Genomic DNA, 17,919 nt, shown 5'->3' on the forward strand with positions numbered 1-17,919 from the left:
CATCCTTTACTATTAATTCTTCGTTATTAATTCTTAACTTGTGAAGCGTTGCTTCGTAAATTTTAATTATTAATTGAAAATTTTGTATGTGCGAAAGGTGAGTAATTGCTAAATAAATAAATCTTTTAAGTCATTTGAAAATAAGGTTTCTTTTTCCATAAGCAACTGAACTGTGGCTTTAAGGCAGTGTCTATTTTCAATAAGAATATTTTTTACATCATTATATATTGAATCTGTAAGACACTTACACTCTTTGATAATCTCATTTTGATTTATATTTAAATCTGATAGCTCCCTCATATTTAAAAGACCTAAAGTGCTTCCCATTCCATACTGAGTTACCATTTTAAAGGCTATGTTTGTGCTATGCTGAAGATCATTATAGGCACCTGTGGTTACGTAATCTGCTCCAAAGATAACTTCTTCAGCTGCTCTTCCGCCTAAAAGCACCATTATTCTTTTACGCAAGTAATCTTTATTTTGATAGAGCTTGTCCTCGGGTATGCTTAATGTATAACCTCCAGCTCCCTTAGTACTTGGAATGATTGTTATTTTAGAAATCTTTTCATTTGGAAGTACTTTTGAGGATACTAGAGCATGGCCTACTTCATGGTAAGCAGTTATTCTCCTATCTATATCTTTTATATAATCCCTATCTTTTTTTTCATACCCTGTTAGTACTATGGAAAAAGCTTTATCAATGTGCTTGTTTTCTATATAAGTACTATCTTCTTTACAGGCAAGTATTGCAGCCTCATTTATTAAGCTTTCAATTTTTGCACCTGAAAAGTAAGAAGTTTTTTGAGCCCACTCGTGTATATCTATATTGTCTACAGGTTTATTTTTTAAGTGGAGGGATATAATTTTTTCTCTTGAAGAAACGTCAGGGAGAGTTACTTCTATATGTCTGTCAAATCTTCCAGGCCTTAAAAGAGCAGGATCTAGCATATCTAACCTATTGGTGGCAGCTATTATTACAATTCCCTCTTTTTCATTAAATCCAGACATTTCTGTAAGCAGAGCATTTAAAGTTTGATCTCTTTCATCAGAGCCTCCGGTACTCCCTGAGCCATCTCTTTTTTTACCTATAGCGTCTATCTCATCTATAAATATAACCGCTTTTCCAGATTTATTGCTTTTAGCCTTTTTAAATAACTGCCTTATACGGCTGGCACCTACACCTACATATACTTGTACAAAATCAGAACCTGAAACAGCATAAAATGGGACTTCTGCTTCACCTGCAATGGCTCTTGCAAGGAGAGTTTTTCCGGTTCCTGGCTCACCGAATAACAAAATCCCTTTTGGCATTCTTGCACCATAAGATGCATATTTTTTAGGGTTCTTTAAGAAATCAACTACATCCTGGACACTCTCTTTAGCTTCCTCATTTCCTGCTACACTTTTAAAATTACAATTAGAATCTTCTACAGCAGAAGTATCTAAAGAATCGAGAGATATTACTTTTTTTGAAGATTTGCTAGAAAACTTAAGTGCCATAAAAGCAGTTACTATAATTGAAATTATAAGTATAGCAGTAGGGTAAGCTTGCCTATTGCTTACAGTAGATTGCTCAGATACACTTATTCCATCTTTTAAAAGCACTTCTTTAGCATTAGGGGTTCTAGGGTTATCAGTATCATACACGCTTCCGTTTTTTAATTTTACTCTTATTTTAGGAGAATCTGTCATGTACACTGCTAGAACTATTTTCTCTGATACATCTTTTTGAAACGAAACATATGACCTATAGGGTGTAGAACTGTTAGTGTAATTCATAAATAGTAACATGCCAAGAGATAAAATAGAGGTTAAAATAGGAATTATTATAAACTTATTTTTTATCTTTTTCATTTAAGTTCTCCTTTCTTGAGATAGATTCTCTATAGTGATTTATATAAACAGAGTTCTTAGTATCAGATGGAGCTTTAACTCCAACTGATGCTTAGAAATCGTTATCCAGGGACGTAGCCGCTCTTTATTCCCACTTGGAAAAGAGGGAGTATTAGAGCGGGTAGTCATCGGATGAATTAACTTAAAATTATAAGCTCTATAGTCAAATCTTGTAAAAACAAACGAAACTTTATAAAATCATATAATGATATTATAATATTTTTATAAAATAGTCTAATTAAAATCATAAATTTTGCTAAAGTAATTTATGGAACTAGTATAGGAATTCTAGAATTGTTTATTGCAGAAAATTTAATTTACTGTATACTTTATAATAAGAAGTTTGTAAATTTAGGGAGGAGATTTATATATGAAAGTGTCCTTTGGAAAAGCCATTTTGACAGAACAAGACATACTTGGTATAGTTCATGAGTATGTGAATATAGAAGGACTTAATATAGAAAAGATAAGTATAAATGAAATAATAACAATAGAGGGGACATATAAGAGCAAAATATCTGTAAATTTTCAAGTTAAGATGGGATTAGGAAATATAAATAACAACATAATAAATTTAAAAATATTTGATGTACATGTGTATAAGTTTAAAGTATTCAAGAATATAAAAAATATTGTTCTTAAAAAGTTATTAGATGACTTTTCTCCTTATGGGGTAGAGGTGGACAGGGATATAGTAAGAGTGGATTTAAATCTGGCAGTAAAGCTTATACCTTACTTTAATCTCAAATTAAAAAAAGTAGAAATACTTCCTAGGGCGCTAGAGGTAGAAGCAGAAGATATAAGATATGAGGAAAAAAAGAAATTTCCAAACATAGAGAAAAAGAAAAGAAGTATACTTATTTTAGATAAGTATCATAAGTTTAGAAAAAAAGTTGTAAGTAAGGTGCCGCAAAAATATGAAAAAATTGTAGAGTATGGGATGCTTGTACCGGATATTATAATGCTATTTATAAGATTATTTAAGGACAAAAGGGTTAAAATAAAGGTTAAGATTATGCTGTCAGGCGTAATAGCTTACCTTGCAAGTCCTATAGATATAATACCTGATTTTATACCTTTTGTTGGAAAAATAGATGATGTCGCTCTGGCGTTTTTTGCACTTAATAGTATAATAGATGAAATACCAGAAGAAATTATAATTGAAAATTGGCAGGGTGAGGAAAATATAATTCTGGTTACAAGAGAAGCAGTAAAATATATCACAAAAATAATTGGAAGTGCAAATGTTTCTAAGGTTTTAAATCAGCTAAGCAATGTATTCAAATCATCTGAAAGAAAAGAAAAAGAGGGGAGAAGTGTTACATAAGGGATTTATATAACACGTGAATTGATATGGTTAAGAAGGTATATGCTATAAAAGAAGGATATGATTTTGAAAAAAATGAAAAAGTTGAAAATATTATAGTAAACACCTGGGGAGAATGTCTAAAATGTGTAAAAGGTGTTAAAGGTGCTACGTATAAGAGCTTTAAAGATACAAATTCAGCTTTGGAATATTTAAAAGGAGAGGATAAGCTTCTAAAAAAGTCTGGAGGCAGCTATCCTAAAGATTGTTTGCATGTATATGTGGATGGAAGTTATAACATTTCAACGGAAATGTATTCTTATGCATTGGTGGCAGTTAAAGGTAATGTAGTTTATTATATAGAAAGCGATGCACATTCTTGTGAAGAAGGTAAAAATATTAGGCAAATATCTGGGGAATTGAAAGCAGCAGTTAGAGGAGTACAATATGCCCTGTCTAAGGGAGAAAAAAAAGTTGTTTTGTTTCACGACTATGAAGGAACCTGCAAACATGCCCTTGGGTTATGGGAGAGAAAAGAAGCCTCATCTATAAAATATTACGAAGAAATGAACGAGCTTATGAAAAACATTGAAGTTATATTTGTTAAAGTAGATAGTCATACTGGGGATTTGTTTAATGAATTGGCAGATGAAAAGTGCAAAGAAAAGTTGCAAATAGAATCAAAAAAAAGTGTTCAAAAATGGTTAATGAGTAATGAGATAAAGACAGCTAATGATGAAGTAAAGAATGAGATATTAAAAATTGCACCTAAAGGTGAAAAAAATATAATAGTTATTGATATATGAAAATGTAAAAATTAAGTTGTTTAAAAAAAATAAATTTGCATAATCTATCTATAGAACATAAAAATCATTTTTTAAAGAGAGGAGTGTAGCAAAATGCGTGGAAAGTTTGTAGCAGGTGCAGTAATTGGTGCAGCAGTAGGAATGATGGTAGTACCAGAATTAGATAGATCTAAAAAGAGAATGATAAGAAAAACTTCTAAATACTTAAGAAATACTGCAGGAAATATGTACGGTGGAGTTATGAATTGGATGAGATAGCATAGGAGCTTAAATAAGTACAATGTAAAATGTACACTTTTAATAATAAAGATGTGCATTTTACATTGTTTTTTTATTAATTTAGACTATATTGTTTAGGTTTATGGTAATATACTTTTATTTTTTAAAGTTTTTATTTTATAATTAAAAATATGTTATAATGATACTAATATAGAATAATATTTTAATATGGTTTAAAAATTATCCTAAACAAAAATCTTAACATTACATATAATTTCAACTATATGTAATATCTAGATATTGTTATCCCAAAGTATGGCTTTTATTTTTTATATATTAAAAAAAATGTAGCATATTGGAACAGATAGGCATGAAACAAAAATTGTGATTAATAAAGGAAGAGTGAATGATGGAAATACTTTCTTTAGGAGAAAAAATAAAGAGAAGAAGAAAAGAACTCAATATGACTTTAAAGGATTTGGCAGGGGATAGAATTACACCTGGACAAATAAGTTTGGTGGAATCAGGGAAGTCAAATCCTAGTATGGATTTGTTGGAATACTTAGCAGGGGAGTTGAATACTTCCATTGAGTATCTAATGGAGTCAGAAGAAACTCAAGCACAAAAAATATGTACTTATTTTGAAAATATAGCTGAATCTTATATAATAAGCGGGAGTTTGAATCAATCGGAAAAGTATATTGAAGAGGCTATATACTACTCAGAAAAGTATTCCTTACAATATGAAAAAGCAAAAAATTTATATTTAAAGGGGACAATCTATACGGCGAGAAAAGAATATCCTATTGCTCAACAGCTTTTATTGTCTGCTAATGTTGTTTTTATAAAAAATAATAAATATGAAGAAATTATAAAAACTTTTATAAGTTTAGGGAAGATTACAATAAGCATGAAATCATATCATGCTTCCAGCAGTTATTTGCAGCAGGCAGAGAATGTATATAAGGAAAATAATATAGGAAATGATTTTTTGCTTGGACAAATATATTATTATACAGCCTGTATAAATTTTAAATTAGAAAATATGGAAGAAGCGATAAACTATTCTTACCTAGCAAATGAGAAGTTTAGGCAGATAGATAATAAGGAAGAATATGCTAAAAGCTTATTTTTACTTGCAGAAGAGTATAATAAAAAGGGAGATATAAATAATGCAATAAAGTATTCTAAAAAGACCTTAAATGTATACAGGGAATTAGAAGATGTAATAAATACTGCAAAAATTGAAAATAATCTAGGTAAACTTTTTGGAGAGTTTAATAATATTGAAGAATCATTTATACATTTAAATAAGGCAAAAGAACTGAGAATGAAGTGTGAAGATGGCAAGATTGTGGACACGCTTATAAATATATGTGAAAATTATATAAAATTAAAGGATATTATAAATTCAAGAAAAGTTCTAGAAGAAATAAGGGACAAGATAGACGAAAAAAATAATAAATCATTAGTATATTATTACATGATGAAATTTAGAATAAACATGATTGAATGTAATAAAAAGGAAGCGGAAAATACATTAATTGATGCATTGAACTTTGCGACAAAAATGAATTATACTAAGGAAGCTGCGGATATATCAATAAAACTTGGAAAATTCTATGAAGATAGTAAGATGGATAAAGAAGCAGCTAAGTATTTAAGTGAAGGTGTTGAAATTTTTAAAAAGATTGGAATATTAAAAGAGTATTAAATAAAATAGGTGATAATTATGGAGATACTTTCTACTGGAGAAAAAGTTAAAAGAGCACGCATATATAAGGGATATACTTTGAAGGAACTGTGTAATAGTAAGATATCAATTTCTAAAATGAGCTGCATTGAAAATGATAAAATAAAACCAGAAGATTGGATTTTAGAATTTTTATCAGACAAACTTGAAGTTAGTTTTGAGTATCTGAAATTAGATATAAAAAATCAAATAATAAAAAATATAGATGATATTGAGAAAAAACAAGATAAAAAAAATTATGAAAAAAATTTAGTATATAATTTTAAATTTGCTGAACGGTATGACTATGATAATATATGTTTTAGGATAATACATCTTTTATTTAACTATTATCTGGAAAAAAATGAATTAGAAAAATTGCATAATATAATTGTAAAGTACTATGAATATTTACAAAGAAATTTTTCTAAAGGAAAAGCAGCCTTGTATTATATGGATGTTGGCAAATATTTTTTTAAAACAAAAGAATTTTTACAGGCTATAAACTATTATGATAATGTGCTAGGCATTGCAGCAGAAACTGGTAGTAATGAACTACTAGCAAAAGTTACATATAATAAAATAATATGCTTTATTGCTCTTAGTGATTATGAAAAGGCTTATGAATTGTCTAGTGTGATTACAAAATTGATAAACATGATAGATGAAGACATAAAAAAGGCAAAAGTATATCATATTTTAGCAATACTTTCTTTAAAAAATGATACTGAAAAATTTAAAGTATATGAAAAAAAGGCAAATGAATTTTATAAAGATAATTTAAAAGATAAATCCACATCTATGGTTGAATATGCTGCAGCTATGTTTACTTCAAATATGAGTGAAAAGGCAGTATTTTATATAAATGAAGCACTGAATATGTATCCTAAAGAACATGCAGAGGAATTTGCTAATTTTGTAATCAAAATTGTAGGTATTTTGATAAAAAATCAAATTTGGGATAGAGCTGAAAGTATATGTGATATAGCTTTAGATTGTTCTATAAAGTTAAATGATATAGTTCTTATAGAAAGAGCATACTATTATAAAGCGTTGATATTTATAAAAAAAGGTCAGCTAGCTGAAGGAGAAATGTACATGAATCTTTCGCTGGATGCTCTATCAAAATTTCAAACAAATACCTGTATGTATGAAAGATATATGGAAATAGGATGTATGTATTATGATATGAAAAAGGTTCAAGAGGCCCTTAAATATTTTAATATTGCCATTGATTTAAAACAAAAGTATAATTTTTTATAGTTTTACTTAGAAAACTGAAGAAATTATATTTTCTTGTTTAATAAACAGAGTTCTAAGCATCAGGTGGAGTTTTAACTACCTGATGCTTATTAACAGTCTTCTTAGTGCTTCAGCACTTAGAAGACGTTATCCTTTAGGGAAACTCATTATCCAGGGACATAGCCGCTCTAATACTCACACTTCCCCAAGTGGGAGTATTAGAATGGGTAGTCATCATATAAATTAAATTAATCTAAAGAGGTTTAGAAAGGAGGAGCTGCGTTAAAACTTGTTTTAAGTTTTGCGTGACGTATTTTTATTATGAACATAGACAAACTTACAATAAAAGTTCAAAATGCAATGAATGAGGCACAACTTACAGCAGTGAGATATAATCATCAACAGGTAGATGTGATTCATATGTTTTCAGCTTTAGTGTTTGAGCAAGATGGACTTATTCCAAATATATTTGGAAAGATGTCTGTAAATTTAAAATCTCTGGTAAAGGAAACTAAAGATGTTTTAGACAGGATGCCTAAAGTGCTAGGAGAAGGAGCACAAAGTTCCTCCGTCTATGCAACTAGAAGATTTGAAGATGTTTTTTTGCAGGCAGAAAAAATAGCTCAAAAATTCAAAGATTCATATATAAGTGTAGAGCATGTAATGCTTGGTATCATGGAAGTTCACTCTTCTGACGTAGACGGTATACTTAAGAAATTTTATATTACAAAGGATGCATTCTTAGAAGCCTTGTCTCAAGTAAGAGGAAATCAAAGGGTTGAAACTCAGGACCCAGAGGGAACTTATGAGGCGCTTGCCAAGTATGGCAGAAATCTTGTGGAAGAGGCAAAAAAACATAAACTTGATCCTGTAATAGGCAGAGATGAAGAAATAAGAAGAGTTGTTAGAATACTTTCGAGAAGAACTAAAAATAATCCTGTACTAATAGGTGACCCAGGGGTAGGAAAAACTGCTATAATTGAAGGCTTGGCAGAGAGAATTGTAAGAGGAGATATACCAGAAGGTTTGAAAAATAAGATAATATTTTCCCTAGACATGGGCGCATTGATTGCTGGCGCCAAATTTAGAGGAGAATTTGAAGAAAGATTAAAGGCAGTATTAAAAGAAGTACAGAAAAGTGAAGGCAAAATAGTGCTTTTTATAGATGAAATTCACACCATAGTTGGAGCTGGTAAAACTGAAGGTTCTATGGATGCTGGAAATTTAATAAAACCAATGCTAGCAAGAGGTGAACTGCACTGTATAGGTGCTACTACTTTTGATGAATATAGAAAATATATAGAAAAAGATAAGGCTTTAGAGCGAAGATTTCAACCTGTGGTTATAGATGAACCTACTGTTCAGGATTCTATTTCTATACTTAGAGGACTTAAGGAGAAATTTGAAATATATCACGGCATAAGAATTCATGATTCTGCTATTGTAGCTGCTGCAAAGCTTTCAGATAGATATATAACAGATAGATATCTTCCAGATAAGGCTATAGATTTAATTGATGAGGCCTGTGCTATGATAAGAACTGAAATTGACAGCATGCCAACTGAAATGGATAATGTTAAGAGAAAAATATTTCAACTTAAGATTGAAAAAGAAGCCCTTTCCAAAGAAAAAGACACTGCTTCAATGGAAAGACTTAAAGCAGTAGAAAAGGAGCTTAGCAATCTTAAAGATAGTGACAATGAGATGACTGCTAAGTATGAAAAGGAAAAGGCAAATATAACTGAGGTTAGAAACTTAAAGAAACAGCTGGATGAAGCAAGAGGACAAATTGAAAAAGCAGAGAGAGAATATGATTTAAATAAAATTGCAGAATTAAAATATGGTGTTATTCCCAAACTTGAAAGCACTATAGATGAAAAAGAGCAGTCTATTAAAGAAAACAATGAAGCTGCAATGTTAAAGGAAGAAGTTACAGAACAGGAAATTTCTCAGATAGTATCTAAATGGACTGGAATACCTGTTTCAAAATTGGTAGAAGGAGAAAGACAGAAATTAGTAAAATTAGAGGATGAACTTGCAAAGAGAGTTATAGGCCAGAAAGAAGCAGTTACGGCAGTTTCAAATGCTGTACTTAGAGCAAGAGCGGGTATGAAAGATCCTAAAAGACCAATAGGTTCTTTTATATTTTTAGGACCTACAGGTGTAGGCAAAACTGAACTTGCAAAAACTTTAGCAAGGACATTGTTTGATAGTGAAGAAAACATAATAAGAATAGATATGTCAGAGTATATGGAAAAGTATTCTGTTTCGAGACTTATAGGAGCTCCTCCAGGATATGTAGGATATGATGAAGGAGGTCAGCTTACGGAGGCAGTAAGAAGAAAACCATATAGTGTAATATTATTTGATGAAATAGAAAAGGCCCATGAAGATGTGTTTAATATATTCCTTCAAATATTAGATGACGGAAGGCTTACTGACAATCAAGGTAAGGTAGTTGACTTTAAAAATTCTATTATAATTATGACTTCTAATATAGGAAGCAGCTATTTATTACAGAACAAAAGTAGTAATGGAATAGATAAAGATGTAAGAGACAAAGTAATGAATGATATGAAATTTAAATTTAAGCCTGAATTTTTAAATAGACTAGATGATATAATAATGTTTAAGCCCCTAAATACGGAAGAAATTAAATTCATAATAGATATATTCCTAAAGGATATAGAAAATAGGCTTAAGGAGAAAAATATATCTCTACAAATAACCCCAAAAGCAAAAGAAGTTATGGCAGAAGAAGGTTATGATCCTGTTTATGGAGCAAGGCCTTTAAAAAGATATATAGAAAACGTTCTGGAAACCTCTATTGCAAAGAAGATAATTAATGGAGATATATATACAGGCTGCAGGGTAAGAGTAGATTATGAAGATGATAAATTTAGAATAGAAAAACTATAATTATTTATTGAAATAAAGGTTACCATATATGATAGAAGATTAAAAAAGAGGGTGTTTTTTATGAAAAAACCTGTCTATTCAATCATATATGGTATTTTTATCTATTTATTTGTAATTGCTTGTATAAGTTTAATATATAAATGGGATTGTGTAAAATATAATTTTACGGGAGAGAGAAAAAATATTGTTTTAGCTAAAGATAATGCACCGACGTATTCTAAAGAAGTATTCTTAACTTTTGATGATGGCCCTTCTATAAACAACACTACAAAGATAGTAAACATATTACAACAAAATGGAGTAAAAGCCACTTTTTTTATAGTAGGTGAAAAGGCGAAAGAAAATCCTTCTATATTAAAGCAGCTAAGTGACAGCGGCATGAGTATAGGAGTACATACATATTCGCATAATTATAAAGAGATGTACAGCAGTTTAGATGCATACTTAGAGGATTTTCAAGTTTGTAAAAATATAATAAAGAATATAACGGGAAAAGATTCTATAGTATTTGTGAGGCTTCCAGGTGGGTCAGATAACTTAGCAGCAAGTGTAAGCAATTTAAATATTATAAAGAAGACTTTAAAGGGAAACGGAATGAAATATGTAGATTGGAACGTGGTCTCAGGAGATGCAGATAAACGTTTTGTGTCCAAAGATATTATAAAGCAAAATGTAATAGATGGATGCAAGAATAAAAAAATTGCAGTAGTTTTGATGCATGATTCTTACTATAAAACTTCTACAGTAGAAGCACTGCCGGACATTATAAGTTATTTAAAAAAAGAAGGTTTTGTTTTTAGAACTTTTGATGGCATAACTTTAGAGGAAGAGTTTAGAATGACAGATAAAGGAATTATTAATAGATGACTAAAATTATAGAGAGTTTCTAAGTAGAAAGTTTACTTATACCAGCCATATACTAACAAAAATCATCACACTAAAAACTTTTTATGAGTCTAAAGTTCGGCATTTTGAAAATCTAAAGAAGCTTATATAAACTCGTACCTCAGACATATATAAGCTTCTAAGATTTTCTAAAATACCTCACTAAGACTTATAAAAAAAGTTTTTAAGTGTGATTTCCGTTTTGTTAGTATATTTTATGTATAAGTTAAAATTTCAATTAGAATCATTCATATAAATAGTTAAGGGTGCAATTAAATTTTACAATATATATAGGTTTTCTAACTAAAAAATCAACTTATACGCAGGCATATTTTTACAATAATGAAGTTCTTTTAAATATTTTGCATATAAGTCTTAGTAGGAAATTTGTTAAAAAACTAAGGACTTTTGAATTGTTTGAGGTACGAGTTTTCAAAAGTCCTTAAGTTTTTACAAATTTTCTACTTAGACTTATCAAAATATTTAATGAACTGAAGGTTGTAAAAAATATCCGGAGTATAAGTTGATTTTCCGTTTAGAAACTCTACATGAAGATGTAAATTAATTAGATTTAGTTTTGGTTTCTCTTTCCATTATAAATTTTTTAGCATTTAATTCTAAGGTATCATCTAAAGGGTCAAGTTTTGTATCACCATATTTTTTAGAAATAGCTGTAGATATAAATCTATCTGCTAATTCAGGATTTTTAGAAAGGAGAGAACCGTGAAAATAGGTGCAAAAACAATTTTTGTATATGCAGCCTTCGTATCCATCTTCTCCGTTATTACCATAACCTACAATTACTTTTCCAAGAGGTTCTAAATCTCCTATATAAGTTCTTCCGGAATGATTTTCAAAGCCTACATAAGTTTCTTTAAATTTTTCATTATATATAACTGTATTTCCTATAAACCTATTGCTGCCGCCTTCTGTATATATATTAAGTACATCAAGACCTGGCAACTTTTGGCCATCGGGTGTAGAATAGTATTTTCCAAGAAGCTGATAGCCTCCACAAATTGATAAAAATACTTTACCCTCTTCAATGTAACTTACGATGCCTTCTCTTTTATTTTTGACAAGGTCCTCCGATACTATGGACTGTTCATAGTCCTGACCACCACCAAAAAGAGTTATGTCATATTTAGAGCTGTCAAAGGGATCTCCAAGAGATATATTAAATACATTTATATCTATACCCCGCTGCTGTGCTCTATATTTTAATATGAGTATATTTCCTAAATCTCCGTATACATTTAATAAATCAGGATATAAGTGACATATGTTTAATTCCATTTTAGATACACTCCCTATTACTCCAATATTTTACCACAGCTTTTTGATATATCCCTTGAAATTGAGAAATTTCCTGAAAGTTATCATGGCAGTATAAGTGGCTAATACATATACTGTATTTGATTTACAACTTTTTACTTCATCAATTAGATTTTCATAGTGCTTACAAATTATAAAGTTATCTTGAGGTAATCCTGCTACCTTCAATCTTACAGCCATGTCATAAAGCCTTATACCTGAAATCATTATTTTATCTATATCCAGTGAAGAAAGCTTTTCAAAATTTACGTCCCATATCCAGGATACATCCCTTCCATCTGCATAATTGTCATTTAGAAGTACAGCTAGGTTAAAGGTCCTATTGTCAAGGCTTAAAGTATTTATAGCTTGATCATAACCAGCAGGATTTTTTACTAAGATGATTTTAACTTCTTTACCTTCTATATTTATGACTTCCTGTCTTCCAAAACTACTCTTCTGCTTTTTTAGAGAATCATATATACAGGAAGTAGATATTCCACAAACCATTGCTATAGAATAAGCACATAGGGCATTATACATATTATATGTACCTGGTTGATTTATATAATATTCCTTCTCATTAATTACTACTAATGATCCATCTGGAGTTTGATCTTTTATTTCATCTAAAGTATAATCCAATTCAGGTCTTTTATATCCACATTTTTCACAGTAGTAATCGCCCAAATGATTATATGTAAGAAAATTATATTTGTATGGATTTTTGCATTTCTTACAGAACTTAGCGTCTGCATTAGTATCTACTTTTTTTCTATTTGTTGGAGAACAGTTAAATCCATAATAAATAGTTCTATTTGGTAAATTTAGATCTCCAAGAAGAGATTCATCTCCATTGAGTATTAAATTTGAAAGAGGTACTTTTTTGATACCTTTTAGGATTTTGTTTAATGTAGTGTAAACTTCTCCATATCTGTCAAGTTGATCTCTAAATAAGTTTGTTACAGTTATAATTTCTGGAGTTATATAATCTGTAAATAAAGGAACATTTGCTTCATCACACTCTATAACTGCATAGTTTGTCTCACTACATTTTTTAAACGAATAATTTTCTATAAAACATGAAACTATACCTGTCAGCATATTTGCACCTGTATTGTTCGTAATTACACGTTTTTTCCCATCCTTTAGCATGTTGTAGACCATACTTGTAGTTGTAGTTTTACCATTTGTACCTGTTATAAGTATAATTTTATAATCCTTACATATGGTTTTAAGAATATTCTTATCTAATTTTAAAGCAACTTTTCCAGGAAAATTACTTCCTCCTTTAAATAAAAATTTTGATAATTTTATTACGATCTTGGAAATAATAATACTAAAAAAAGATTTTATGTTAATTTTTAACACCACCTTCAACTTAAGTAAAGCGTTTGTTTATTTACTTTACATATTGTTTGTCATAAGTCTATAGGCTCTAAATTTAAGATTAAAGTCTATTATAGTACACAACAAATACACGAGCAAGTAAATAACTCTTAATATTATAATACAATATTATAATTTTTACATTAAAAAGTTGTAAATTTACTGCATTTCTTAGACTGAATAATAGAATGTGGGAATAAACATTCAAAGCAATGTATGGTTTATCCGATTGCTACCATTGCTAACACCCCCATCGCACACAGCGAAAGCGACTATCACCGAATCAAAGATTTGGAATATCTGCTTTTCTTCAAAGTGGGGGATAAGTACTGCTACGCACCTGGATAAGTTCTTACCCTAAAGTATAATGTATTCTAGTGCTAAAGACACTAAGAATACTGTTAAAATTATAATATAAAGGCATAGTTAAATAAGTTATAATATGGAAACAGTTTACCAAGTAGTTTTGCAAGTTTAAACAAGTAAAAATTCATTATGAACCTAACTTATAAATAAAAAGTATAGCTTATATTGAAAAATACATAGAATTAATATAGTACATATAAAAATACACAAAGTATATAATGTATTATTACAGGTATAATATATAAAATACTTTATAATTAAATTTAAAATAATTTTTTTATTGCATTTTTCTATAAATGGTGTAATATATAAATATAAACTAATTTAGGGGGAAACATCATGAACATTGACTTATCATATTTGAATATTAATAAATATAGAAATATGTATAAAAATTTATCACCATCGGAATTAACGGAATTTTCAATTAAAAGGGGAGAAGGATTTTTATCAAATAAGGGAGCTCTTATGATTAATACTGGAAAGTATACAGGAAGATCTCCTAAAGATAGATTTATAGTTAATCAAGAAAGCATTAGGAACAAAATAAACTGGGGAAATGTAAATCTTTCTATAGAAGAAGATATTTTTAATAAAATGTATGATAAGATTTTAAATTATATAAGTGATAAAGACATTTTTGTGTTTGATGGATTTGTTGGAGCTTTAAAAAAATATACCCTTCCTATAAGAGTAATATGCGAAAGAGCATCCCAGGCGTTGTTTGCAAATCAATTGTTTAGAAGGCCAACGGAGGAGGATTTAAAGTGTTTTACTCCTGAATTTAATATTATATCGGTACCTGGATTTAAAGCTAAGGGGAAAGAGGACGGTTTAAATTCAGATGCCTTTATTTTAGTAAATTTTGATAAAAAAATTATATTAATAGGGGGAACCAGTTACTCGGGAGAAATAAAAAAATCAGTATTTTCAGTAATGAACTTTTTGCTTCCACAAAAAGGGGTCATGCCTATGCACTGTTCTGCTAATATAGGACAAGACAATAAAACTTGCTTATTTTTTGGGTTGTCAGGAACAGGAAAAACCACTTTATCAGCAGATGGTGAAAGAAGATTAATTGGTGATGACGAACATGGATGGTCTAATGAAGGTGTATTTAATTTTGAGGGTGGATGTTATGCTAAAACTATAAGGCTTGATAAGGAAAAGGAAAGCCAGATATACAATGCCATAAAATTTGGAACTGTAGTTGAAAATGTAGTGGCAGATGAGAATAGGGTACCTGATTATAATGATGGTAGGTATACTGAAAATACAAGGGCAGCATATCCTATAAATTATATAGATAATATAGAAGAAAGCGGTGTAGGAGGAAATCCAGAGACTATAATATTTTTAACTGCAGATGCTTTTGGTGTAATGCCACCTATATCAAGACTTTCTAAAGAAGCAGCAATGTATCACTTTATGTCTGGATATACCAGCAAGATAGCTGGAACTGAAAGAGGAATAATTGAACCTCAAGCTACTTTTTCCTCTTGCTTTGGTGAACCTTTTATGTTAATGAATCCTGCTGTCTATGCAAAGCTGTTAGGCGAAAGAATAGACAAGTATAACACCCAGGTATATTTAGTGAATACTGGATGGCTATCTGGAGGATATGGAAATGGAGATAGAATAAAACTTTCCTATACAAGAACTATGATTAGAGAAGCTTTGAAAGGAAAATTCAAAGATGTTGATTTTGTGGAACATCCTGTGTTTAAAGTAATGATGCCTACAAGATGTCCAGGTGTACCTGATGAAATATTAAACCCTAGAAATACATGGCAAGATAAAGAAGCGTATGATGAGACAGCGAGAAAGCTGGCAATGAAGTTTAGTAAAAACTTTGAGAAGTTTAAAGATGTTTCCGAAGATATAGCAAAAGCTGGACCTGAAGTTTAAATTATTTATTGTAGAATAAACTTTCGCACATATAAAATTTTGACTTAATATAAAAAAATTACGACCGTAATTTTTTAAAGAATAAAGTTCAAATATCAAATAAGGATAATTTTCTTCCTAACGTCAGAAAATATTAAAATTATAGATTTCTTGAGGTACGATGGAAATCATCTTTATCTGTTCTTTGTTATTTCAACTTTGCTATTTTCAAAAGCTTTGTTTAGCAATTTTTTAAAATTGCTAAAGTTGAGTTATAGATAATCTAAGTGAAATTTATATAGAAATATTTATTTAATAGTACAAAAAATAGGATTTGGTGATGAGGTGATTTTATTTTCATCACTAAATCCTTTATTTATCCGATGACTACCTGCTCTAATACTCCCACTTCTCCAAGTGTACGTTGCGAGCAGCTGTGTCCCTGGATAACGATTTCTAAGCATCAGATGGAGTCAAAACTCCATCTGATGCTTAGAAGTCTGTTTATATATGAAATAAAAGATAATTTTACTTATGTAACAAATTATTAATAATATATATGCTGTGAAAAAGCTTACGGTAATAGTATAATAATACTTGTTTATAAATTTAATAGGGAGTGAAGTTAATGGAATTATTATTTATTATTAAAGCTGCTGCTATTGGAGTAGTCGAGGGAATAACAGAGTTCCTGCCAATATCTTCAACAGGTCATATGATAATAGTAGGAAATCTGATAAACTTCAAAGCACCAACGTATAATGGTGCTTATATAGATATGTTTGAAGTAGTAATTCAGCTAGGTGCCATACTTGCTATAGTAGTGCTTTATTGGGATAAAATTTTTAATTCGCTTAAAAATCTTAAACCTGGCAAATGGGGATTTAAACTTTGGTTTACTATTTTGGTTGCATTTATACCTGCTGCTATTGTAGGATTACGTTTCAATGATATTATTAAAAGCAAGCTGTTTAACCCAATTACTGTTGCCTGTGCATTAGTATTTGGTGGATTTCTTATGATATACATGGAAAACAAATACAGGAGAGGAAATAGTACAAATAGAATTGAAGATGTAAATCTTATACAAGCAATTAAGATAGGGTGTTTTCAATGCCTTTCACTTTGGCCGGGGATGTCTAGATCTGCGTCTACAATAATGGGTGGATGGATAAGTGGACTTACAAATGTAGCTGCAGCAGAGTTTTCTTTTTTTCTTGCTATACCTACGATGATAGCAGCATCAGGATGGTCACTTATAAAAGTAAAGGTAGCTATGGACATTTCTCAAGTTATTGCTCTGGCAGTTGGATTTATAGTTTCATTTATAGTAGCATTAGTTGTAGTAGAGAAGTTTATGAATTTTTTAAAGAGAAAACCAATGAGAGTTTTTGCTGTGTATAGAATATTTGTAGGAGTAATAATACTTATATTATATTTTACTAAAGTTATAAATATTTAATACTATCTATGAAGATGTAAGGCTTGACTCAATATATACATATAAATGAGTTACTATTTATGATCTATAATGGACAATCAATGAAGATTTTTCTATGTTATCGAAAAAATCTTCATTGATTGTCCATTGTTAATTGTAGTTTAGAATATATTTTTTAAAATAGTGTTGACAGAGTTAGAAATACGTGATAAACTAAAAAAGTCGTCGAGATGAGGCGGCAAAATGATCCTTGAAAATTAAACAGAGGAAGATATAAGTACAACTTATTTAGAATAAACCAGCAATTCTTTTGAGCTGCGAGAGCAGCTAAAAAAGTAATTTCGTAAGAATAATGTATTATATTTTGCTAACAAGCTGAAATGTAATATATTAAAAATTGGTAGTAGCGAGCAAGACAAGGAAAAGTTTGAATGAGGAGCGGAGTTTACTTAAGTAAATGAGCACCGCAATGAAAACTTTGACGCAGTATTGCGAAGCTAATAGCAATTTTCTAAAATCA

11 protein-coding genes and 1 pseudogene are annotated in these 17,919 nt (G+C 29.9%); 9 read left to right on the forward strand and 3 right to left on the reverse strand.

Annotation, left to right across the window (positions count from 1 at the left end):
* Nucleotides 1-108: 108 nt before the first annotated feature.
* Nucleotides 109-1,854: an ATP-dependent metallopeptidase FtsH/Yme1/Tma family protein gene (locus tag CLRAG_RS03610; protein ID WP_065077124.1), complete on the reverse strand. Its 1,746-nt coding sequence runs from the start codon at nt 1,852-1,854 to the stop codon at nt 109-111.
* Between the two features lie 409 nt (nt 1,855-2,263).
* Here CLRAG_RS03610 and CLRAG_RS03615 point away from each other — a divergent pair, with 409 nt between their 5' ends.
* The 7 genes and pseudogenes from CLRAG_RS03615 (at nt 2,264) to CLRAG_RS03640 (ending at nt 10,984) form a co-directional block, all read left to right on the forward strand.
* The gene (locus CLRAG_RS03615; protein ID WP_065077125.1) at nt 2,264-3,220 is read left to right on the forward strand and encodes a YkvA family protein; all 957 of its coding nucleotides are present in this window, start codon (nt 2,264-2,266) and stop codon (nt 3,218-3,220) included.
* Between the two features lie 26 nt (nt 3,221-3,246).
* Nucleotides 3,247-3,996: pseudogene (locus CLRAG_RS03620) on the forward strand (ribonuclease H family protein); the annotation flags it as partial.
* Between the two features lie 102 nt (nt 3,997-4,098).
* Nucleotides 4,099-4,263 (forward strand): YtxH domain-containing protein, encoded by a 165-nt coding sequence (locus CLRAG_RS20415; RefSeq protein WP_154104931.1) that lies wholly within the window; start codon nt 4,099-4,101, stop codon nt 4,261-4,263.
* Nucleotides 4,264-4,633: 370 nt separating this feature from the next.
* Nucleotides 4,634-5,938 carry a helix-turn-helix transcriptional regulator gene (locus CLRAG_RS03625; protein ID WP_065077127.1) on the forward strand — a complete coding sequence of 435 codons (1,305 nt, stop codon included), beginning with the start codon at nt 4,634-4,636 and terminating at the stop codon, nt 5,936-5,938.
* Nucleotides 5,939-5,956: 18 nt separating this feature from the next.
* Nucleotides 5,957-7,219 (forward strand): helix-turn-helix domain-containing protein, encoded by a 1,263-nt coding sequence (locus CLRAG_RS03630; RefSeq protein ID WP_065077128.1) that lies wholly within the window; start codon nt 5,957-5,959, stop codon nt 7,217-7,219.
* A 300-nt stretch (nt 7,220-7,519) separates the two neighbouring features.
* Nucleotides 7,520-10,117, forward strand: coding sequence for an ATP-dependent chaperone ClpB (clpB, locus tag CLRAG_RS03635; RefSeq protein ID WP_065077129.1), 2,598 nt, complete (start codon nt 7,520-7,522; stop codon nt 10,115-10,117).
* Between the two features lie 60 nt (nt 10,118-10,177).
* Nucleotides 10,178-10,984 carry a polysaccharide deacetylase family protein gene (locus tag CLRAG_RS03640; protein WP_065077130.1) on the forward strand — a complete coding sequence of 269 codons (807 nt, stop codon included), beginning with the start codon at nt 10,178-10,180 and terminating at the stop codon, nt 10,982-10,984.
* 579 nt (nt 10,985-11,563) lie between these two features.
* Here the strand turns inward: CLRAG_RS03640 and CLRAG_RS03645 are convergent.
* Both CLRAG_RS03645 and CLRAG_RS03650 read right to left on the reverse strand, forming a co-directional pair.
* Nucleotides 11,564-12,298: a type 1 glutamine amidotransferase gene (locus CLRAG_RS03645; protein ID WP_065077131.1), complete on the reverse strand. Its 735-nt coding sequence runs from the start codon at nt 12,296-12,298 to the stop codon at nt 11,564-11,566.
* Nucleotides 12,299-12,328: 30 nt separating this feature from the next.
* A complete protein-coding gene (locus CLRAG_RS03650) occupies nt 12,329-13,687 on the reverse strand; it encodes a Mur ligase family protein (protein WP_154104932.1) in 1,359 nt (452 codons plus the stop codon).
* Nucleotides 13,688-14,410: 723 nt separating this feature from the next.
* Here CLRAG_RS03650 and pckA point away from each other — a divergent pair.
* Together pckA and CLRAG_RS03660 are read left to right on the forward strand one after the other, a co-directional pair.
* Nucleotides 14,411-15,979 (forward strand): phosphoenolpyruvate carboxykinase (ATP), encoded by a 1,569-nt coding sequence (gene pckA / locus CLRAG_RS03655; protein WP_065077132.1) that lies wholly within the window; start codon nt 14,411-14,413, stop codon nt 15,977-15,979.
* A gap of 607 nt (nt 15,980-16,586) precedes the next feature.
* Nucleotides 16,587-17,420, forward strand: coding sequence for an undecaprenyl-diphosphate phosphatase (locus tag CLRAG_RS03660; protein WP_065077133.1), 834 nt, complete (start codon nt 16,587-16,589; stop codon nt 17,418-17,420).
* Nucleotides 17,421-17,919: the final 499 nt, after the last annotated feature.

This window comes from Clostridium ragsdalei P11, from assembly GCF_001675165.1.
Lineage (GTDB): Bacteria > Bacillota > Clostridia > Clostridiales > Clostridiaceae > Clostridium_B > Clostridium_B ragsdalei.